The following is a 20,342-nucleotide window of genomic DNA, read 5'->3' on the forward strand; positions in this document are numbered from 1 at the left end:
TGGGTGATTAATAACGACAGAGGAGGAAAAAGTCGGTTTTGTCGCCGGCCACGATAAGATCCTTTTACGCCGTTGCAAAAAATGCTGCGTTTAATTCAACCAATTGACTTTTCTTGCCATAGTGTCATGATGCGCGCAATTTCTCTCCACGTGTCCGGTTTTCTCATTTTATGTCCGTCTATACCCGCCCGGTGGTCATGTTGCTGACCGGGTTGTTGTCGTTGACGATTTCCATTGCGGTACTGAATACGCTGGTGCCGCTTTGGCTGACCCACGCATCCTTGCCTACCTGGCAAATCGGTCTCATTGGATCGGCTTATTTTACCGGTAATCTGGTTGGCACCCTTCTGGCCGGTATCCTCATCAGGCGCGTCGGATTCAATCGGGGTTTTTATTTGGGCTGCGCGGTATTCGCCTTGGCGACGCTTGGGCTGGAACTGGCGGAGAATTTCGGTAATTGGCTGATATGCCGGTTTATTGCCGGCGTTGCCTGCGCCCTCATCTGGGTGGTGGTGGAAAGCGCCCTGATGCGTAGCGGCACGCTGAAAACCCGGGGCCGGCTATTGGCCGCTTACATGATGGTCTATTACCTGGGGACGGTCATCGGCCAACTGCTGCTAAGCGGCATGCCCACCACATTCCGTTCAGTGCTGCCCTGGACCGTCGCGTTAATGGCGGCGGCCGTCCTGCCGCTTTTGTTCAGCCGCATTGAAGGCCAGGATGCCGGGACGCCGCGTATCGCCGTCTGGCCGATGTTGCTGCGCCGTAACGCCCGCCTGGGCATAAATGGCTGCGCAATGTCGGGCGTGGTGCTTGGCTCGCTTTACGGCCTGTTGCCGCTTTATCTTTCCCACAAGGGCTTGAGCGATGGCCGGGTGGGCTATTGGATGGCATTATTGGTCAGCGCGGGCATTCTCGGTCAATGGCCGGTGGGACGGTTGGCGGATCGCTATGGGCGCCTGATGGTGTTGCGGGTTCAGGTGTTTATGGTCGTTGTCGGCAGTCTGGCGATGTGGGGCGGTTCGGCCATGACGCCGGCGCTGTTCTTGCTGGGAAGCGCGGGGTTCACGCTATATCCGGTGGCCATGTCCTGGGCTTGCGAGAAAGTCGACCCGGCGGAACTGGTGGCGATGAACCAGGCGCTGCTACTCAGCTATACCATTGGCAGTCTGCTGGGGCCGAGTATGACCGCCATGCTGATGCAGCGGTATTCGGATCAATGGCTGTTCGTGGTTATCGCGGCGATGGCGGTGATTTATTTGATGGCCTTGTTGCGTAAACCCGATCACCATCATACTCCGGTTACAACGGCGTAACGGTGACGGCCTGCGAATAAGGCCATCACCGCGGGGGGAAACCCCATCAAACCGCGCAAACGGCCGCAAATCCTTTTTAGGCGGCGGGCAACTCGCAGCGGTTCAGGATGGCGGTTTCTCCGTCGCCCAAGCGTTTGAAGCGCCAGCAGCGGGTATGATAGCGCGCGACGCTGTTGCGATGGGCGACGCTGATTATCGTCACTTCGGGAAGATAATCCGTCAGCATTCGATACATCAACTGTTCCGTCTCATCATCCAGCGCGCTGGTGGCCTCGTCCAAAAATAAGATATCCGGCTGGATCAGCAGCGCCCGGGCAAAAGCCAGTCGTTGCTGTTCGCCGGGCGACAGCCAATGGCTCCAGTTCGTCTCATAATTTATCATCGGCTTCAGATGCGCCAGCCGGCAACGTTCCAACATTGCCAGCATCTGCGCTTCGCTGAAATGATCCGGCGCTTCGGGGTAGCATAAGGCGGCTTGCAGGCTGCCGATGGGAATATAACTGCGTTGGGGCAAAAACAGGACCTTCTTGCCGGCTTGCAAACCGATTGCGCCGGAACCGTAAGGCCAGATACCGGCGATGGCGCGCAAAAGTGTGGATTTGCCGCAACCGGAGGGACCGACAATCAGCACCCGTTCTCCGGGGGCAATGGCTTGGGTCGCTCCCTGAAATAGCGGGCGACCGTCGGGGATGGTCAGCGTCAGGTCCTCTAACGCCAGGGCGCTATGGGGCGGCGTGTGCCGCAAAATGTCGGTATTCTGGCTACAATGTCGTTCCACTGCGGCGTTGAAACCCGCCAACCGGTTGATGCAAGCTTTCCAACTGGCCAGTTGATTAAAGGCATCGATAAACCACGAAAGGGCGCCTTGTATTTCGCCGAAGGCCGAAGAGATCTGCATCAGGGTGCCGAGTTGAATCGCGCCGGAGAAATAACGGGGCGCCGCCACCAGAATCGGGAAAATGATGGCGAACTGCCCGTAAAAATTGCTGGCCACATTAAGACGGCGGGTAACGCGCATAATAGACCACCAATTGGCTCGGATGGCTTCAAATTTGCCGTCCAACTGTTTTGCTTCCCGCGGCTCGCCCTGATACAAAGCGATGGCGTCGTTGTTTTCCCGGATACGGATCAAACCGAAACGGAAATTCGCCTCAAAACGCTCTTGTTCAAAACCCAGGCGCACTAGCGGCTTGCCCACCCGCCAAATAAGTAATGAACCCAATCCAGCGTAAAGTATGGCGAACCACACCATGTAACCCGGAACGGTAAAATGGTGACCGCCCAGCATAAAGGCTATGGGACCGCTGACCGACCAGAGAATGGAAATAAAAGACACGAAGGTCACGACGCTGGATAACAGGCCCAGGGCCAGCGACAGCGTACCGCTGGTCAGCGCATTGAGATCCTCGGCGATACGCTGATCGGGGTTGTCGACAGTTTGCTGCTGTTCGGTATGATAATACACATGATGTTGCAGCCACTTCTCCATATACTGCCGGGTCATCCAGCGACGCCAATACATTTGCAGTCCCTGGGTTAAATAGATTTTATAAATGGAAATCAGGATAAACAGTAACGCCAGCCAGGTGAAATGGATAAGCTGGCTTTTGAATACCGGGAAGTTTTTGTTTTGCAGCGCATCATAAAAAACCCGGTTCCATTGATTGAACAATACGCTGATGTACACCGTGGTCAGCGAAAGGATGACGATCACCGCCAGCAGACCCCAGGCTCGCCATTTTTCCTCGGAACGCCAAAAAGGCTTGATAAGCTGCCACACTTCCCGCCAATGCGCGGCTTTACTGTCTTTTGCTTTCATAACTCAGCGATCATATTAATTACCAAAGCAACCATGATACGGGATCATTTGCCAGTTCTCTGAAAAAAAATGAGCGACTTTGGTAAAAAAGCATGTAAACCAAAAAAGGTTAATTGACAAAACATGTGAGAGGACAGCGTGTTACGCCGCTATGGCTGACAGGGCGAAAAGGCGGCGCCCCGGAAGAGGGCGCGGTGGGGAGCAAACGGCCTGAGCGGAACGCCCGAAGGCCTAATACATGACCTTGTGGCCATACCCGGCCAGGATACCTTTAACCCGCTCCATGGTCTCGGTGCTGGGCGGCTTGACGCCCTCCAGCTTGTATTCTTCCCCCATGGCGATCCATTTATGCTTGCCCAACTCATGGTAGGGAAGCAGCTCGATTTTCTCGATATTTTGCATATCCTTGGTAAATTCCCCCAACATATGCACCGACCGGTCATCATCCGACCAACCCGGCACCACCACATAACGAATCCAGGTCCGTTTGTTGATCTTCTGTAAATACCGGGCGAAGTCCAGTGTTCGGTGATTGGACACGCCCACCAGATTCTGATGGATGTCGTCGTTCATCTCTTTGATGTCCAGCATGACCAAATCGGTGACGTCCAGCAACTCATCAATAACAGGATCATAACGCCGCACATAACCGTTGGTATCCAGGCAAGTTGTGATGTTCTCGTTATGGCAGGCGCGAAACCAGTCGCGGACGAATTCGGCCTGCAGGATGGCCTCGCCGCCCGACGCGGTGACGCCGCCGCCCGAGGCGTTCATAAAGTGCCGGTAGGAAACCACCTCTTTCATGATTTCTTCCACCGTGACTTCACGACCGATGTGAGTATCCCAGGTATCCCGGTTGTGGCAGTAAAGACAGCGCATCAGGCAGCCTTGGAAAAAAACGATAAACCGAATACCGGGACCATCGACGGTTCCGCAGGATTCAAATGAATGGATGCGACCAATAGCTGACATTGCGGGGTTTTCTCCATCTTTGCGGGAAATGTATTTTGGCTTAACGCCTTATAATGTGCCGCTAACCAAAACAATCTGACCGGAGGCGTATCGCGATAAAGCCGGTAGCGCATCGGCGAGAATAAAAAGGCCCCACTTGCGTGGAGCCTTTATTTTACGCCTTTTCAGACCGCGAAGGAAACTTACATTGACTCGGTAAAGGTCCGGGTAATGACGTCCTTCTGCTGTTCCTTGGTCAGGGAATTGAAGCGCACCGCATAACCGGACACACGGATGGTCAGGTTCGGGTAATCTTCCGGATGTTCCATGGCCGCCAACAGCATTTCACGGTTCATGACATTGACGTTCAGGTGCTGACCGCCTTCAACGCCGGATTCGTGATGGAAATAACCGTCCATCAGACCGGCCAGATTGGCCCGGCGTACGTCTTCGTCCTTGCCCAGTGCCTTAGGCACGATGGAGAAGGTATAAGAAATACCGTCTTTCGCATAGGCGAACGGCAGTTTGGCGACAGAGGTCAGCGAGGCGACGGCGCCTTTCTGATCGCGGCCGTGCATCGGGTTGGCGCCCGGTCCGAACGGTGCGCCGGCACGGCGTCCGTCAGGCGTATTACCGGTCTTTTTGCCGTACACCACGTTGGAGGTAATGGTCAGGATGGACTGAGTCGGCGTGGCATTGCGATAGGTCGGCAGTTTCTGGATTTTCCGCATGAAACGTTCAACCAGGTCGCAGGCGATATCATCAACGCGGGCATCGTTGTTGCCGAATTGCGGATATTCACCCTCGATTTCGAAATCAACGGCCATACCGTCGGCATCGCGAACCGGTTTAACCTTGGCGTACTTGATGGCGGACAGCGAGTCGGCGGCAACGGACAGACCGGCGATACCGCAAGCCATGGTACGATAAACGTCGCGATCATGCAGCGCCATCAGCGAAGCTTCATAGCTGTACTTATCGTGCATGTAGTGGATGATGTTCAGGGCGGTGACATACTGCTTGGCCAGCCAGTCCATGAAATGATCCATACGGTTTAGCACGACATCGTAATTGAGTACGGCATCCTTGATCGGTTCGGTTTTCGGGCCGACCTGGATTTTGGCCTTTTCGTCCATACCGCCGTTGATTGCGTACAGAACCATCTTGGCCAGGTTGGCGCGGGCGCCAAAGAACTGCATCTGCTTGCCGACCACCATCGGGCTGACGCAGCAGGCAATGGCGTAGTCGTCATTGTTGAAGTCAGGCCGCATCAAATCGTCGTTTTCATACTGGATGGACGAAGTATCAATGGAAACCTTGGCGGTAAACTTCTTCCAGTTCAACGGCAGTTTTTCCGACCACAGAATGGTCATGTTCGGTTCCGGCGCCGGTCCCATGGTGTAAAGGGTGTTTAGGAAACGGAAGCTGTTTTTGGTCACCAGGGTACGGCCATCAACGCCCATACCGCCCAGAGACTCGGTAGCCCAGATCGGGTCGCCGGAGAACAGTTCGTCGTATTCCGGGGTACGTAGGAAACGCACCATACGCAGTTTCATCACCAGATGGTCGATAAGTTCCTGCGCATCTTCTTCAGTGAGTTTGCCGGCTTTCAGGTCGCGCTCAATGAAGATATCCAGGAAAGACGACGTACGGCCGAAGGACATGGCGGCGCCGTTCTGAGATTTAACGGCGGCCAGATAGCCGAAATAGGTCCATTGAACCGCTTCACGGGCATTGGTGGCCGGGCTGGAGATATCGCAGCCGTACTTGGCGGCCATTTCCTTGATTTGAGCCAGAGCGCGATGCTGTTCAGCGATTTCTTCACGCAGGCGGATGGTGGCTTCCAGATCTTCGCCGCTTTCCAGCTTGCTTTGCAGCGAGGTGAACTGGGCGAACTTATCTTTCATCAGATAGTCGATGCCATACAGCGCGATGCGGCGATAATCGCCGATAATGCGACCACGGCCGTATGCGTCGGGCAGGCCGGTCAGGGCGCCGGTTTTGCGGCAACGCAGAATATCGGGAGTATAAACGTCGAACACGCCCTGATTGTGGGTCTTGCGGTAATCGGTAAAGATCTTTTTGATTTCCGGGTCCAGCTCACGGTTGTAAGCCTTGAAGGAATTCTCGATCATCTTGATGCCGCCGAACGGAATAATGGCGCGTTTTAGCGGCGCATCGGTTTGCAGGCCGACGATCTTTTCCAGCTTCTTATCAATATAACCGGCGTCATGCGCGGTGATGGTAGAGGCGACATCGGTATCGAAATCCACCGGCGCATGGGTGCGGTTTTCGATCTTGATGCCTTCCATCACTTTGGCCCACAGAGCCGTGGTGGCGGGAGTGGCGCCCGCCAGGAAGGCTTCATTGCCTTCATAAGGGGTATAGTTCTTCTGGATAAAGTCGCGGACATTGACTTCGTTCTGCCAGTCACCTTTGGTAAAACCTTCCCAGGCTGTGGCAAGTTTTTCATTCAGATCGGTCATTTTATACCTACCTTCTAACATGGATTTTTTAAAATCCGGCTTTACGGCGGACTAACTTAATGTTTTTCACCGCCGCGCAGATAAATTACCCAATACATCAATCCTACCAACAAGCCACCGCCGATGATGTTACCGATCGTAACCGGAATCAGATTATCCAGTACGAAATGGCTCACGGTAAGATGCGAAAATTGTTCGGGCGCCATCCCGATGGCCTTCCAGAAATCCGCCCCAGCGAAATTCTTAATGACGATACCCATGGGGATCATGAACATATTGGCGATACTGTGCTCAAAACCGCTGGAAACGAACATGGAAACCGGAAAAATCATGGCGAACATCTTGTCGGTGAGACTGCGTCCGGAATAGCTCATCCAGACCGCCAGGCAGACCAGCAAATTGGCCATAATCCCCAGACAAACCGCTTCGATAAAGGTATGATGAACCTTGTGATCGGCGGTTTGCAAGACATTAAGACCCCAGCCGCCGTTGGCGACCATATGTTCTCCGGAGAACCAGATAAGGGCGACGAAAACCAGCGCGCCGCACAAGTTGCCGATGTAGACGTTGACCCAGTTGCGTGCCAGTTGCCCCCAGGTAATCCGTCCACTGGCCTTGGCCACCACGATAAGCACCGTGGAAGTGAACAAATCGGCACCGCAGACCACGACCAGCATCAACCCCAAGGAGAAACAGACGCCGCCAATCAGCTTGGAGATGCCATAAGGCATCGCGGCCGTGCCGGTGGTGGCGGTAATATAAAAAGCAAAGGCGATGGAAATGAAAATGCCCGCGGTAATCGCCAGGAAAAACGTCTTCGCCGGGTGTTTCGTCGCTTTATACACACCGGTTTCTTCTGCGACTTTCGCCATGGCGGCGGGTAAAAGTAAATCAAAGGGGTTGTCAGCTTTCACACTAACTCTCTCGCTAGATATGCAAATAATTCACGTGTTAATTCTAACAAAGCAGTATAGAGCAAAAATTGACATGGATCATGGTGGCCGGAACTGCGGACCGTTCCGGGGGGGTAAAACAAATAAACTAGCGCATAATATATTGATTTAAATAATAAAAATATATTTTAAAATTTACACAAAGATTTGAAAAAGGCATTTTTAGCCCCCTTTTCCCGTTAATGATAAGCTCGATATGTGGCGATTTTGTTTCAGATGGATTCGTTATCCCGTCACATCTTTACCTTAACACAACAAGCGCGGGACGAAGCCCGGCACCCGGCGTTTGCCGCCGATCGAAATGGGTTGGCGCTTATAACGCCGGCATCTCCAAATCCTAACCACGATGCGCCCTCATCCTTCTGGCGTGAAATACGGGGCGATATCCGGCGCAATCGCGTTAAAACGGTGAAAATGCGCAAGTTAACCGATAACCGTTGCGACACCTGGAAGCGAGTGATAAAAACGTGGGGACAGGCTGTAATAGTTTACATACCGCAAGCGGCATCGCGACGGCTAGTCAGCGCGTTCCAGGGACATGGCTGATAATGCGGCCGGGATGCGCGGACGCGGTGGTTAAGCGTTAACTTGACGTATGACGGGTAAATACCTTTTAGGGCTATTTGGGTGAGGGGAAATGAATCAGGTTTATAATTTTAGCGCCGGCCCGGCGATGATCCCGACGGAAGTGCTGCAACGGGCGCAGCAGGAATTGCTTGACTGGCACGGATTGGGCACGTCGGTCATGGAAATCAGCCACCGCAGCAAAGAGTTCATCGGGGTGGCGAAAGAGTCCGAACGGGATTTGCGCGATCTGTTAATGATCCCTGATAATTACCAAGTGTTATTCAGCCATGGCGGCGCTCGCGCGCAATTCGCCGCGATTCCGCTGAACCTGCTGGGCGGTGCGGCCAGCGCCGATTATATCGACGGGGGCTATTGGGCGCACAGCGCGGTGGCCGAGGCGCGTAAGTATTGCGACCCGCGGGTTATCGATATCAAAACCCGCGTCGACGGTCTGCGCGCCGTCCTGCCTATGAGCGAATGGCCGTTGTCCGGCGACGGCGCCTATGTTCATTATTGCCCCAACGAAACTATCGACGGTTTGGCCATAGATGAATTGCCCGATTTTGGCGACAACGTCGTGGTAGCGGATTATTCTTCCACGCTATTATCCCGGCCGCTGGATGTCAGCCGGTTCGGCGTCATATATGCGGGGGCGCAAAAGAATATTGGTCCGGCCGGCCTGACGCTGGTTATCGTGCGCGAAGACCTGCTGGGCAAGGCCCGGCGCGAGTTGCCCTCAATCCTGGATTACCAGGTTCTGGCGGAAAACGATTCCATGTTCAATACCCCGCCAACCTTCGCCTGGTACCTGTCCGGCCTGGTGTTCAAATGGCTCAAGGCCCAGGGCGGCCTGGAGGCGATGGATAAGCGGAATCAGGCCAAGGCCGATCTGCTGTATCGTTTTATCGATCATAGCGATTTTTACCGCAACGATGTGGCGCCGGCCAATCGGTCGCGCATGAATGTTCCCTTCCTGCTGGCGGATGCCGCCCTGGATAAAGTGTTCCTGGAAGAATCGGTCGCGGCGGGGCTGCATGCCCTTAAAGGGCATCGTGTGGTAGGCGGTATGCGCGCTTCCCTTTATAATGCCATGCCGCTGGCAGGCGTTGAAGCGCTGGTGGGCTTTATGGCCGATTTCGCCAAACGTCACGGCTAAACCGGATCCGCTCCGGCGGCTTCCCGTTCCACGACCAATGACCCCGTCCCGCGCCGGGGTCATTGATTTCATGATGACAAAGAATAGGTTTCACATGCAGGATTCCCTGACCTTACAACCGGTGGCATATATCAATGGCACCGTGAATCTGCCCGGATCGAAAAGCGTTTCCAACCGGGCCCTGCTGTTGGCCGCCATGGCCAAGGGGACGACCCGGCTGACCAATTTGCTCGATAGCGATGACGTGCGGCATATGCTGGCGGCATTGACCGCACTGGGCGTGACATACCGTCTTAGCGACGATCGGCGGCAATGCGAGATAGAGGGGCGGGGGGCGGCCCTGACCGCAAACGCGCCGCTGGAATTGTTTCTCGGCAATGCCGGTACCGCGATGCGGCCGTTGGCGGCCGCATTGTGCCTGGCCGCCCATGACATCGTCCTGACCGGAGAGCCGCGCATGAAGGAGCGTCCCATCGGACATTTAGTGGATGCCCTGCGCCAGGGGGGGGCCGACATACACTATTTGGAACAGGAGAATTATCCGCCGCTACGGCTGCGCGGCGGGTTTCGCGGCGGCGATATCGAGGTGGACGGCAGCGTTTCCAGCCAATTTCTGACCGCATTGCTAATGATGGCGCCGCTGGCGGCCGGCGATACGACAATCCGCATCAAGGGCGAACTGGTTTCCCGGCCCTATATCGATATCACCCTGGCGCTGATGAGCGCCTTTGGCGTGGCCATTACCCATGACGATTACCGGGTCTTCTACATCGCGGGCAACAACGGATACCGCTCTCCGGGACATTATCTGGTTGAAGGCGATGCGTCTTCCGCGTCGTATTTCCTGGCCGCGGCGGCTATTCGCGGCGGCACGGTGCGCGTGACCGGCATAGGCCGCCGCAGCGTGCAAGGCGACATTCATTTCGCCGACGTTCTGGAACGCATGGGCGCGCAAATCCGCTGGGGCGACGATTTTATCGAATGCACCCGGGGCGAATTGCATGGGGTGGATATGGATATGAACGCGATACCCGACGCCGCCATGACCATCGCCACTACCGCGCTGTTCGCCGAGGGAACCACCCGTTTGCGCAACATCTATAATTGGCGGGTGAAGGAGACCGACCGCCTGGCGGCCATGGCCGCCGAATTGCGCAAAGTGGGCGCCGAGGTGGTGGAAGGACGCGACAGTATTGAAATCACGCCGCCGCCAGCGTTGAAATACACCCGTATCGATACTTATAACGATCACCGGATAGCGATGTGCTTTTCCCTGGTGGCGTTATCGGACACGCCGGTCACCATCCTCGATCCGCAATGCACCCATAAGACTTTCCCGGACTATTTCTCGCAGTTGGCCGCCATCAGCACGCCGGCATAACACCCTGGCGCCGCGCCGGCTGCATTATGCGCCCGGCCCGGGGCGAAGCGGCGACATATCCTAATTTCGCCGCCGCCATGCGTAAGGGTAAGCTTTGTTCCATAATGATGCGTATAATGCGGCGTATGAAATGTCGAATAATGGAAATGGAATAGCCCGCGAAGAGGAGAAGACAACAATGACAGCACAAGTCCCGGTGATTACCATCGATGGACCCAGCGGCGCAGGGAAAGGTACGCTGTGCAAGGCGTTGGCGGAAACACTGCAATGGCATTTGCTCGATTCGGGGGCCATATACCGGGTTCTGGCGCTGGCGGCGCTGCACCACCAGGTGGATATCGGGGCCGAAGACGCTCTGGTGCCCCTGGCGGCTCATCTTGACGTTCATTTCAACGTAATGGATGGAGAACTGGGAATTATCCTGGAAGGTGAAGACGTTGGGCAGGAAATCCGGACTGAAACCGTTGGCAACACCGCCTCGAAAATCGCCGCGTTTCCCCGGGTGCGCGAGGCGCTGTTGCGCCGCCAGCGCGCTTTTCGCGAAGAGCCGGGGCTGATTGCCGACGGACGCGACATGGGGACCGTGGTATTCGCCGACGCGCCGGTGAAGATTTTCCTCGACGCTTCGCCGGAGGAAAGGGCGCTCAGGCGCATGCGGCAGTTGCAGGAAAAGGGGTTTAGTGTTAACTTTGAACGCCTTTTATCTGAGATAAAAGAACGGGACGCCCGAGACAGGGGGAGGACGGTCGCGCCATTGATGCCCGCGCCGGATGCCCTGGTGCTGGACTCCACCAGCATGTCCATCGATGAAGTCATCGATCGCGCGCTGGCGTATTCCCGGAAGATACTGGCGCCGTCCCGGTCCTAGCGCGGTTGGCGGCTTGCCGAGGCAGCCGGTTTGACAAACCAGAATGAATTCCCCCGTCGCATGGACAGGCGACGGGGCGTGTAAAACAACCCCATCAAGCAGGATGCCGGATGGACGTTACTCAAAACACCTGAAGATTATTCAATATGACCGAATCTTTTGCTCAACTCTTTGAAGAATCCCTGAAAGAAATCGAAACCCGCCCCGGTTCAATCGTGCGCGGCACCGTTGTTTCCATTGATAAGGATGTCGTTCTGGTCGATGCCGGCCTGAAATCCGAATCCGCCATTCCGGCCGAACAATTCAGGAATGCGCAGGGCGAACTGGAAATCCAGGTCGGCGATGAAATCGACGTTGCGCTCGACGCGGTGGAAGACGGCTTCGGCGAAACGCTGCTGTCCCGTGAAAAAGCCAAACGCCATGAAGCCTGGCTGATGCTGGAAAAAGCCTATGAAGAAGCCGCGACCGTAACCGGCATCATCAATGGCAAGGTCAAAGGCGGTTTTACGGTTGAACTGAATGGCATCCGCGCGTTCCTGCCCGGCTCGCTGGTCGATGTGCGCCCGGTACGCGACACCCTGCACCTGGAAGGCAAAGAGCTTGAGTTTAAAGTGATCAAGCTGGACCAGAAACGCAATAACGTCGTGGTTTCCCGTCGCGCGGTTATTGAATCCGAAAACAGCGCCGAACGCGATCAATTGCTGGAAAACCTGCAGGAAGGCATGGAAGTCAAAGGTATCGTCAAGAACCTTACCGACTATGGCGCCTTCGTTGATCTGGGTGGCGTCGACGGCTTGCTGCACATTACCGATATGGCCTGGAAACGCGTCAAGCATCCGAGCGAAATCGTCAATGTCGGCGACGAAATCACGGTCAAGGTGCTGAAGTTCGATCGCGAACGCACCCGTGTTTCCCTGGGCCTGAAGCAACTCGGCGAAGATCCGTGGGTCGCTATCGCCAAACGTTATCCGGAAGGCACCCGCCTGACCGGCCGTGTCACCAATTTGACCGATTATGGCTGCTTCGTTGAAATCGAAGAAGGCGTCGAAGGTCTGGTGCATGTTTCCGAAATGGATTGGACCAACAAGAACATCCATCCGTCCAAAGTGGTCAACGTGGGCGATGTGGTGGAAGTCATGGTACTCGATATCGACGAGGAACGCCGTCGCATCTCCCTTGGCCTCAAGCAATGCAAACCCAATCCGTGGCAGCAGTTCGCCGAAACCCATAATAAGGGCGACCGCGTCGAAGGCAAAATCAAATCCATCACCGACTTCGGTATCTTCATCGGTCTGGATGGCGGTATCGACGGTCTGGTGCACCTGTCCGACATCTCCTGGAATGTGGCCGGCGAAGAAGCCGTGCGCGAATACAAGAAGGGCGATGAAATCGCTGCCGTGGTGCTTCAGGTCGACGCCGAACGTGAGCGTATTTCCCTGGGCGTCAAGCAACTGGCGGAAGACCCGTTCAATAACTATCTGTCTTTGAATAAGAAAGGCGCTATCGTTACCGGTAAAGTTACCGCAGTGGACGCAAAAGGTGCTACAGTTGAATTGGCGGGCGGCGTGGAAGGGTATCTGCGTGCCTCCGAAGCCTCACGTGACCGCGTTGAAGACGCGACACTGGTTCTGAATGTCGGCGACGATGTCGAAGCGAAATTCACCGGCGTCGATCGTAAAAACCGCGTAGTAAGTTTATCGGTACGTGCCAAGGACGAAGCAGACGAGAAAGACGCCATTGCTTCCGTGAATAGCAAGCAGGAAGAGACTGGCAATTTCTCCAATGCCATGGCTGAAGCATTCAAAGCGGCTAAAGGCGAATAATTGAGGGGGAGCGGCGTCACGGCCGCTCCCGGACGGTAGCTAAGTGAGTCGCGTGTTTGACCGGAAACGGAATAGTGCGCGAACTTGGAGGAATTATGACCAAGTCTGAACTTATTGAAAGACTTGCTGGCCAGCACGCCCATATACCGGCTAAAGTTGTTGAGGATGCGGTTAAAGAAATGCTTGAACATATGGCGACCACCCTCGCCAGTGGGGAACGCATTGAAATCCGCGGTTTCGGCAGTTTTTCGCTTCACTACCGTGCCCCGCGTGTCGGACGCAATCCGAAAACCGGCGACAAAGTGGAACTGGAAGGCAAGTATGTTCCACATTTCAAACCCGGTAAGGAACTGCGCGATCGCGCCAATATCTATGGTTCGTGATGTCTTCGACGCCTGGCCGTCGGCATGCGAATCCTCGCCAGAAAGACACCTTCGGGTGTCTTTTTTTTGCTCCCCCTCCTTGCGCGTGCTCCCGGGGTTTTGCGGGCGCCGACGCAGACTTTTGTCTGTCCAGGCAACGGCGCGGACAATTTTCTAATCGTTACCGGTAAATGCGTGCGGGACACTGGCGCTCGGCCCCCTTGATAGCCGACACTCGGCCATTATTTCTCCGCCGGTCCAATCCATGCCGCTATCGCTTAACCACCTGGCGCTGTCCGCTATCCTGGGCTTGTTGCCGTTAACGGTCCTGCCGCAGTTGCCTGGCGTTGCAACGCTATATGTTCTGTTGGCCCTATCCTTACTACTGGCGCTAAGCCGTGTGTATTTCGCCTTGCTGGTTGGTGTGGCGCTGGCCGCCTTTATTTGGGGCTGCTGGAGCGCCGGCTTTCTGTTGCAGCAAACGACCGAATTGACCCGCGCCAAAATTTCGGTTCAGGCGGAAATCGTCAGTATTCATCTGGCTGCCGGAGAACCAAGCGGTTCGAAAAGCAAAATGCGGCAAAATGGCAACCCACGTCATGGGGCGGTCATCAAAATTCTACAAGTCGGCCAACGGCGGATTTTTCCACCGGCCTATGCGGCGATACAGGGGATTTCGATGCCGGACCCCTGGTGCGCCGGGCAGCGTTGGCATATGACCTTATCGCTTCGCGCGCAACATGGCCGGCTTAACGAGGGCGGTTTCGACAGCCAGCGCTGGGCCTTGGCCAATCACCGACCGCTAACCGGGCGGGTCCTGCACGCCAGTGTTATCGACAGCCGGTGCAGTCTGCGGCAACGCATCGTCAGTGACGCGCAATCCCATCTCGATCGGCTGAACTGGCCTTCTATACTGCTTGCGCTGGCCTTCGCCGAAGGCCGGCGGATACCGGAGGTCGACCGTTTACAGTTGCAGCAAACCGGCACAGCGCATCTTATGGCGATTTCCGGCCTGCATATTTCCCTGGCCGCGCTGTTTGGCTGGCTGGCCGCGCGGGGGGGACAATTTTTCCTGCCGATGCGCTGGATCACGCCGGCATTTCCGCTCATGGTAAGTTGGTTGAGCGCCGCGGGATATGTCTGGATCTCCGGCGCCAATTTCCCGGCTGTCCGGGCGCTTATCGCGTTGACCTTGTGGATTGCGCTACGCATCCGCGGGATCCACTGCAGTGCCTGGCAAATCTGGCTCTGGTGCGTGGCGCTGATTGTGATAAGCGATCCGCTGAGCATATTATCAACCAGCCTGTGGTTATCTTGTCTGGCGGTATCGGCGCTCATTTTCTGGTTCCAATGGGCGCCATTGCCGGAACGTTGCCAGACGGGGTGGCGCTGGGGCGCCTTGCGCTGGCTGCACCTACAAGCCGGCATGACGTTGTTGCTGCTACCGCTGCAATGGGGTTTATTCCATGGCGCCAATCTTTTATCGTTACCGGCCAATCTTTGGGCGGTTCCGCTCATTTCCTTTATCACGACGCCATTGATTCTGGCCGCGCTGTGCTTTGCCATGTTTCCCATGGCAAGTTACAGTCTGTGGTGGCTGGCCGATTGCTCTTTATCCTGGGTATTCAAGCCGTTACCGTTTTTTCAGCGCGGCTGGCGGGATTTGGCCGAAACCGGGCTGCTGGTGAGCGTCGGCGGCTGGTTGGCGGTGGCGGGCTGGCGTTTCGGCTGGTGGCGAGGCTACCCACTCAATATTCTGGTGATCGCCGCGCTGTTATTCCTGTCGCGGGAGGGGCATCGACCGCGCTGGCGGCTGGACATGCTGGATGTGGGACACGGACTGGCCGTTATGGTGGAGCGCGACGGCAAGGCGTTGATTTACGACACGGGCATCAGTTGGACGGGAGGGGACATCGGCAAAACCGATATCGTGCCTTATCTCAAATGGCGCGGCCTGACGCCGGACGGTATCTGGCTTAGCCATAGCGACAGAGATCATATCGGCGGCCTGCAAACGCTAAAGCGGATTTATCCCCACGCGCCGGTGGCCAGTTCCTATCGGGCGGCGAATCACAGGCCTTGCCTGCGCGGACAAACATGGATGTGGCAGGGGCTGCGTTTCGAGGTACTCTGGCCGCCAAAAAGGGTACACCGCGCCAACAATAATCATTCCTGTGTCATCAAAATCGACGATGGCCGACATCGGGTTTTGCTTACCGGCGATATTGAGGCGCAGGCGGAAAGAGCGTTGGTACAAACCCTGGGCCGCAAGCTGCAAGCGGATATTCTGCAAGTCCCCCACCATGGCAGTAAAACCTCTTCCACCCGGCCCTTTTTGCGAGCGGTCCGGCCGCGGGCGGCCCTGACGTCGGCGGCGCGATTTAGTCCATGGCGCCTGCCCGCGCCGGCCATAAAAGAACGTTACCGCAAAATGGGCATTGAATGGCACGATACCGCCCGCTCCGGACAGATCAGCGTTCGCTTCTATGCCGATGGATGGGAAATAAAAGGTTATCGGCAGCAAATTATGCCGCGTTGGTATCACCAGTGGTTTGGCGTCCGCTCGGATAATGGGTAGAATAGTCGGCTATTTAGTCTAAGCGTTGGTTAATTAAATGCTAAATGATAAAGATCTCTCCACATGGCATACTTTCCGTCGCCTTTGGCCGATGATCTCTCCGTTCAAAACGGGCCTGATTGCCGCGGCAATTGCACTCATTCTCAATGCTGCCAGCGATACTCTGATGCTATCGCTGCTCAAGCCTCTTTTAGATGATGGATTCGGCAAAACCAACAGCCGTATTTTGATTTGGATGCCGCTGGTGGTTATCGGCCTGATGATTGTGCGGGGCGTGTCGAGCTTTATCTCAAGCTATTGCGTGTCCTGGGTTTCCGGCAAAGTCGTCATGCATATGCGTCGACGCCTGTTCAGCCATATGATGGCGATGCCGGTGGCTTTCTTCGATCAGCAATCCACGGGCACGCTGTTGTCGCGTATCACGTATGATTCGGAACAAGTGGCGTCATCTTCCTCTGGGGCGTTAATCACCGTTATTCGAGAAAGCGCGTCGATTATCGGCCTTTTTGTCATGATGTTTTATTACAGCTGGCAACTTTCGCTGATTTTGGTGGTGATTGCGCCCATTGTTTCGGTGGCTATCCGCCAGGTCTCCAGGCGGTTTCGCAATATCAGCAAAAACATGCAAAATACCATGGGGCAGGTGACCACCAGCGCCGAGCAAATGCTGAAGGGCCACAAAGAAGTGCTTATTTTCGGTGGTCAGCAAGTGGAGACCGAACGTTTTAACAAGGTCAGCAACCGCATGCGTCAACAAGGCATGAAAATGGTGTCGGCCTCCTCGGTATCCGATCCGGTGATTCAGTTCATCGCTTCCCTGGCCCTGGCGTTCGTCCTCTACGCCGCCAGTTTCCCCAGCGTGATGCAAAATCTTACCGCGGGCACCATCACGGTTGTGTTCTCCTCAATGATCGCTCTGATGCGTCCGCTGAAATCCCTGACCAACGTCAATGCGCAATTTCAGCGTGGTATGGCCGCCTGCCAGACACTGTTCGCCATTTTGGATATGGAAAAGGAAAAAGACGACGGCACGCGGGTTATCGAACGCGCCGAAGGCAATATCGAATTCCGCCATGTCACGTTCGCCTACCCCGGGTGCGAGGATCCCGCCTTGCGGGATGTCAGCCTGACCATCCCCTCAGGTAAGACGGTGGCGCTGGTGGGCCGTTCCGGTTCCGGCAAATCCACCATCGCCAGTTTGTTGGCGCGTTTTTACGATGTTCAGCAAGGGCAGGTGATGCTTGACGGTTACGATCTGCGCGAATACACCCTGTCGTCGCTTCGTGATCAAGTGGCGCTGGTTTCGCAAAACGTCCATCTGTTCAACGATACCATCGCCAATAATATTTCTTATGCCCGCAAGGAACGCTATTCGCGAGTGGAAATCGAACAAGCGGCCCGGATGGCTTATGCCATGGATTTCATTGAAAAATTAGAACACGGCCTGGATACGGTTATCGGCGAAAACGGCGTGTTGCTCTCCGGCGGCCAGCGCCAGCGTATCGCCATCGCTCGCGCCCTGCTGCGCGATTGTCCTATCCTGATCCTCGACGAAGCCACCTCGGCGCTTGACACCGAATCGGAGCGCGCCATACAGAAAGCGCTGGATGAGTTGCAGAAAAACCGGACTTCCCTGGTGATCGCCCACCGCCTGTCGACCATTGAAAAAGCCGATGAAATCCTGGTGGTGGAGGATGGCCGCATCGTGGAACGTGGTTCACATGCGGTATTGCTGGCGAATAAAGGCGCTTATGCCCAACTTCACCGTTTGCAGTTCGGCAATGATTGAGCGTCTCTGGTCCGGCGATTCAGGCTGGTATCGGTTGCTGCTGCCGCTTTCCTGGCTGTACGGGCTGGTCAGTCAATGTATCAGGCTGACTTATCGCTTGGGATGGCGCAAGGTGGCGCGTTTCCCTGTGCCTATCGTGGTGGTGGGCAATCTGACGGCGGGCGGCAATGGCAAAACCCCGCTGGTGCTTTGGCTGGTGGTCGGCCTGCAACGGCGCGGCTGGCGGGTGGGCGTCGTATCCCGGGGTTATGGCGGACGGGCCGAACACTATCCGCTTTGTCTGGACGAGACGACGACGCCGGCGCAGGCGGGGGATGAACCCGTGCTCATTTACCAGCGTACCGGCGCGCCGGTGGCGGTTTCGCCGCGCCGCGCCGAAGCCGTGGCGGCTTTACTGCGGCATGCGCCGCTGGATGTGGTGGTCACCGACGACGGCTTGCAGCATTACGCGTTGGCTCGCGATCTCGAGTGGGTGGTCGTTGACGGCCGACGCCGTTTTGGCAATGGTTGGTGGTTGCCGGCCGGCCCTATGCGCGAGCGAGCGGGCCGGTTAAAGAGCGTGGCGGCGGTTATTGTCAACGGCGGCCAGACGGGGCCGGGTGAAATTCCCATGGTTTTGCGCGCCGGGGAAGCGGTTAATCTCCTGGATGGCCGGCGCTGTGGGCTCGGGCAACTGCCGTCGGTGGTGGCGATGGCCGGTATCGGTCACCCACCGCGCTTTTTCGCCACGCTCAGAGACGCAGGGATAACGCCGCGGCGCGAGGTATCTTTCGCCGATCATCAGCCGTATCGACCTGAACAGCTTATCGCCTTGGCGACATCGGACCAGGCGTTGGTCATGACTGAAAAGGACGCGGTGAAATGCCGGGCATTTGCGCGGGAAAACTGGTGGTATGTCCCGGTTGAGGCCGAGTTGCCGGCCCAGGACGCACAAAGACTGCTCGATTCCGTCGAGCGGTGCATTGCAGGTTATCGTTCCAAGGCAGGGGATAGATAGGTCTTTATCCTGAAAACAATCGGCCCGGTCAAATGACCGGGCCGACAGTGCGATGTTTTTGCTTAGTGGCTAAAGTTAGCGAACAAAGCAATAATTTTATTAAGTGTTCTCATGGCAGGTTTGTCTCTGGAATTGTTAAATTGTGATGTACCTCACAGAAAAAATATTACGCCGTTCCCTGGGGGATAGCAATCATCCCAAGCAAAAAAAATGATAGGCAAGCCCGACCATTATAATAGGCAGGGTGGATAACGCCGTAGTCATTCCCGGCGAGGCGCGCATTATGCTATGCTCGGGTCCGACAATTATGGCGGGAAAGCGGACGCTGGAGGAGATATGGATCACCGATTACTGGAAATCGTTGCTTGTCCGGTTTGTAACGGAAAATTGTATTTTAATAAAGAAAAACAAGAACTTATTTGTAAGTCAGATGCGCTGGCCTACCCTGTGCGCGATGGCATTCCGGTATTGCTGGAAAGCGAGGCGCGCGCTATGACCCTTGATGAGACTAATCAATGAGTTTTATTGCTATCATTCCCGCGCGGTTTGCTTCCAGCCGTTTGCCGGGCAAGCCGCTGGCGGATATCAACGGCGATCCGATGGTGGTGCATGTCATGAGGCGCGCGCTGGAGTCCGGCGCCGATCGGGTCATCGTGGCGACCGATCACGCCGGCGTGGTGGATGCGGTGCGCAATGCCGGCGGCGAGGTCTGCCTGACGCGCGCCGATCACCATTCAGGCACCGAACGGTTGGCGGAAGTCATTGAGCGATATGGTTTTACCGACGATCAGATCGTGGTGAACGTCCAGGGCGACGAGCCGATGATCCCGCCTGTTATCATCCGCCAGGTCGCGGAAAACTTGGACGGCTGCCAGGCTGGCATGGCCACGTTGGCGGTGCCGATCGGTACTGCCGAGGAAGCGTTCAATCCCAATGCGGTCAAAGTGGTCATGGATGCCCGTGGATATGCATTGTACTTCTCCCGCGCGCCGATCCCCTGGGATCGCGAACGATTCAATCAATCCCGCGAGCGGATCGGCGATACCTTCTTGCGGCATATCGGCATTTACGCCTATCGCGCCGGTTTTATCCGCCGCTATGTCGGCTGGCAGCCAAGCCAGCTTGAGCAGATTGAAATGCTCGAGCAATTGCGGGTGCTTTGGTACGGTGAAAAAATCCATGTGGCGGTGGCGAAAGAGGTGCCCGGCATCGGCGTTGATACTTTGCAGGAGCTGGAACGCGTTCGCCTGTTGATGCGGCAGTGAATGCAATGGGCGACTCGCTCGGACGGAACCG

The 20,342-nt window shown here is 55.9% G+C and carries 15 protein-coding genes; 11 read left to right on the forward strand and 4 right to left on the reverse strand.

Features of this window, described 5'->3' with window-relative positions; all coding sequences use genetic code 11:
* Positions 1 to 170 precede the first annotated feature (170 nt).
* Positions 171 to 1,316 (forward strand): MFS transporter, encoded by a 1,146-nt coding sequence (locus tag FCN80_RS06245; protein WP_136989104.1) that lies wholly within the window; start codon positions 171 to 173, stop codon positions 1,314 to 1,316.
* A gap of 76 nt (positions 1,317 to 1,392) precedes the next feature.
* On the opposite strand, the gene FCN80_RS06250 is transcribed toward FCN80_RS06245, so the two are convergent.
* From FCN80_RS06250 to focA, 4 genes are all read right to left on the reverse strand, one after another.
* The gene (locus FCN80_RS06250) at positions 1,393 to 3,135 is read right to left on the reverse strand and encodes an ABC transporter ATP-binding protein/permease (RefSeq protein ID WP_136989106.1); all 1,743 of its coding nucleotides are present in this window, start codon (positions 3,133 to 3,135) and stop codon (positions 1,393 to 1,395) included.
* A gap of 231 nt (positions 3,136 to 3,366) precedes the next feature.
* Complete coding sequence (gene pflA, locus FCN80_RS06255) at positions 3,367 to 4,107, reverse strand: pyruvate formate lyase 1-activating protein (protein WP_136989107.1); 741 nt, start codon at positions 4,105 to 4,107, stop codon at positions 3,367 to 3,369.
* 182 nt (positions 4,108 to 4,289) lie between these two features.
* On the reverse strand, positions 4,290 to 6,572 hold the full coding sequence (pflB, locus tag FCN80_RS06260) for a formate C-acetyltransferase (RefSeq protein WP_136989109.1): 2,283 nt from the start codon (positions 6,570 to 6,572) through the stop codon (positions 4,290 to 4,292).
* Between the two features lie 56 nt (positions 6,573 to 6,628).
* Entirely contained in the window at positions 6,629 to 7,486 is an 858-nt protein-coding gene (gene focA / locus FCN80_RS06265) for a formate transporter FocA (protein WP_136989111.1), read from the reverse strand.
* A gap of 676 nt (positions 7,487 to 8,162) precedes the next feature.
* Here focA and serC point away from each other — a divergent pair.
* The 10 genes from serC to kdsB all read left to right on the forward strand — a co-directional run bounded on the left by serC (position 8,163) and on the right by kdsB (position 20,311).
* Entirely contained in the window at positions 8,163 to 9,248 is a 1,086-nt protein-coding gene (gene serC, locus FCN80_RS06270) for a 3-phosphoserine/phosphohydroxythreonine transaminase (protein ID WP_136989121.1), read from the forward strand.
* 94 nt (positions 9,249 to 9,342) lie between these two features.
* Positions 9,343 to 10,629 (forward strand): 3-phosphoshikimate 1-carboxyvinyltransferase, encoded by a 1,287-nt coding sequence (gene aroA / locus FCN80_RS06275; protein WP_136989123.1) that lies wholly within the window; start codon positions 9,343 to 9,345, stop codon positions 10,627 to 10,629.
* A gap of 178 nt (positions 10,630 to 10,807) precedes the next feature.
* Entirely contained in the window at positions 10,808 to 11,497 is a 690-nt protein-coding gene (gene cmk, locus FCN80_RS06280; protein ID WP_136989124.1) for a (d)CMP kinase, read from the forward strand.
* 146 nt (positions 11,498 to 11,643) lie between these two features.
* Entirely contained in the window at positions 11,644 to 13,320 is a 1,677-nt protein-coding gene (rpsA, locus tag FCN80_RS06285) for a 30S ribosomal protein S1 (RefSeq protein WP_136989126.1), read from the forward strand.
* Positions 13,321 to 13,415: 95 nt separating this feature from the next.
* On the forward strand, positions 13,416 to 13,703 hold the full coding sequence (ihfB, locus tag FCN80_RS06290; RefSeq protein WP_132922646.1) for an integration host factor subunit beta: 288 nt from the start codon (positions 13,416 to 13,418) through the stop codon (positions 13,701 to 13,703).
* A gap of 244 nt (positions 13,704 to 13,947) precedes the next feature.
* The gene (locus FCN80_RS06295; protein ID WP_136989128.1) at positions 13,948 to 16,260 is read left to right on the forward strand and encodes a ComEC family protein; all 2,313 of its coding nucleotides are present in this window, start codon (positions 13,948 to 13,950) and stop codon (positions 16,258 to 16,260) included.
* 37 nt (positions 16,261 to 16,297) lie between these two features.
* Positions 16,298 to 18,049, forward strand: a complete 1,752-nt coding sequence (gene msbA, locus FCN80_RS06300; RefSeq protein ID WP_136989130.1) for a lipid A ABC transporter ATP-binding protein/permease MsbA — start codon at positions 16,298 to 16,300, stop codon at positions 18,047 to 18,049.
* On the forward strand, positions 18,012 to 19,046 hold the full coding sequence (gene lpxK, locus FCN80_RS06305; protein ID WP_230492522.1) for a tetraacyldisaccharide 4'-kinase: 1,035 nt from the start codon (positions 18,012 to 18,014) through the stop codon (positions 19,044 to 19,046). The genes msbA and lpxK overlap by 38 nt, the downstream gene beginning before the upstream one ends.
* A gap of 336 nt (positions 19,047 to 19,382) precedes the next feature.
* Positions 19,383 to 19,565 carry a Trm112 family protein gene (locus FCN80_RS06310; RefSeq protein ID WP_132922640.1) on the forward strand — a complete coding sequence of 61 codons (183 nt, stop codon included), beginning with the start codon at positions 19,383 to 19,385 and terminating at the stop codon, positions 19,563 to 19,565.
* Positions 19,562 to 20,311, forward strand: a complete 750-nt coding sequence (gene kdsB / locus FCN80_RS06315; RefSeq protein WP_136989131.1) for a 3-deoxy-manno-octulosonate cytidylyltransferase — start codon at positions 19,562 to 19,564, stop codon at positions 20,309 to 20,311. The genes FCN80_RS06310 and kdsB overlap by 4 nt, the downstream gene beginning before the upstream one ends.
* The last annotated feature ends 31 nt before the right edge of the window (positions 20,312 to 20,342 follow it).

The organism is Martelella alba, from assembly GCF_005217455.1.
Lineage (GTDB): Bacteria > Pseudomonadota > Gammaproteobacteria > Enterobacterales > Enterobacteriaceae > Acerihabitans.

Bases quoted from the DNA above. Each gene is read 5' to 3' on its own strand.
- FCN80_RS06310 (WP_132922640.1), top strand. From the start codon at position 19,383: ATGGATCACCGATTACTGGAAATCGTTGCTTGTCCGGTTTGTAACGGA.
- pflB (WP_136989109.1), bottom strand. From the start codon at position 6,572: ATGACCGATCTGAATGAAAAACTTGCCACAGCCTGGGAAGGTTTTACC.
- lpxK (WP_230492522.1), top strand. From the start codon at position 18,012: ATGCCCAACTTCACCGTTTGCAGTTCGGCAATGATTGAGCGTCTCTGG.
- pflA (WP_136989107.1), bottom strand. From the start codon at position 4,107: ATGTCAGCTATTGGTCGCATCCATTCATTTGAATCCTGCGGAACCGTC.
- ihfB (WP_132922646.1), top strand. From the start codon at position 13,416: ATGACCAAGTCTGAACTTATTGAAAGACTTGCTGGCCAGCACGCCCAT.
- aroA (WP_136989123.1), top strand. From the start codon at position 9,343: ATGCAGGATTCCCTGACCTTACAACCGGTGGCATATATCAATGGCACC.
- kdsB (WP_136989131.1), top strand. From the start codon at position 19,562: ATGAGTTTTATTGCTATCATTCCCGCGCGGTTTGCTTCCAGCCGTTTG.
- FCN80_RS06250 (WP_136989106.1), bottom strand. From the start codon at position 3,135: ATGAAAGCAAAAGACAGTAAAGCCGCGCATTGGCGGGAAGTGTGGCAG.
- FCN80_RS06245 (WP_136989104.1), top strand. From the start codon at position 171: ATGTCCGTCTATACCCGCCCGGTGGTCATGTTGCTGACCGGGTTGTTG.
- msbA (WP_136989130.1), top strand. From the start codon at position 16,298: ATGCTAAATGATAAAGATCTCTCCACATGGCATACTTTCCGTCGCCTT.
- cmk (WP_136989124.1), top strand. From the start codon at position 10,808: ATGACAGCACAAGTCCCGGTGATTACCATCGATGGACCCAGCGGCGCA.
- serC (WP_136989121.1), top strand. From the start codon at position 8,163: ATGAATCAGGTTTATAATTTTAGCGCCGGCCCGGCGATGATCCCGACG.
- rpsA (WP_136989126.1), top strand. From the start codon at position 11,644: ATGACCGAATCTTTTGCTCAACTCTTTGAAGAATCCCTGAAAGAAATC.
- FCN80_RS06295 (WP_136989128.1), top strand. From the start codon at position 13,948: ATGCCGCTATCGCTTAACCACCTGGCGCTGTCCGCTATCCTGGGCTTG.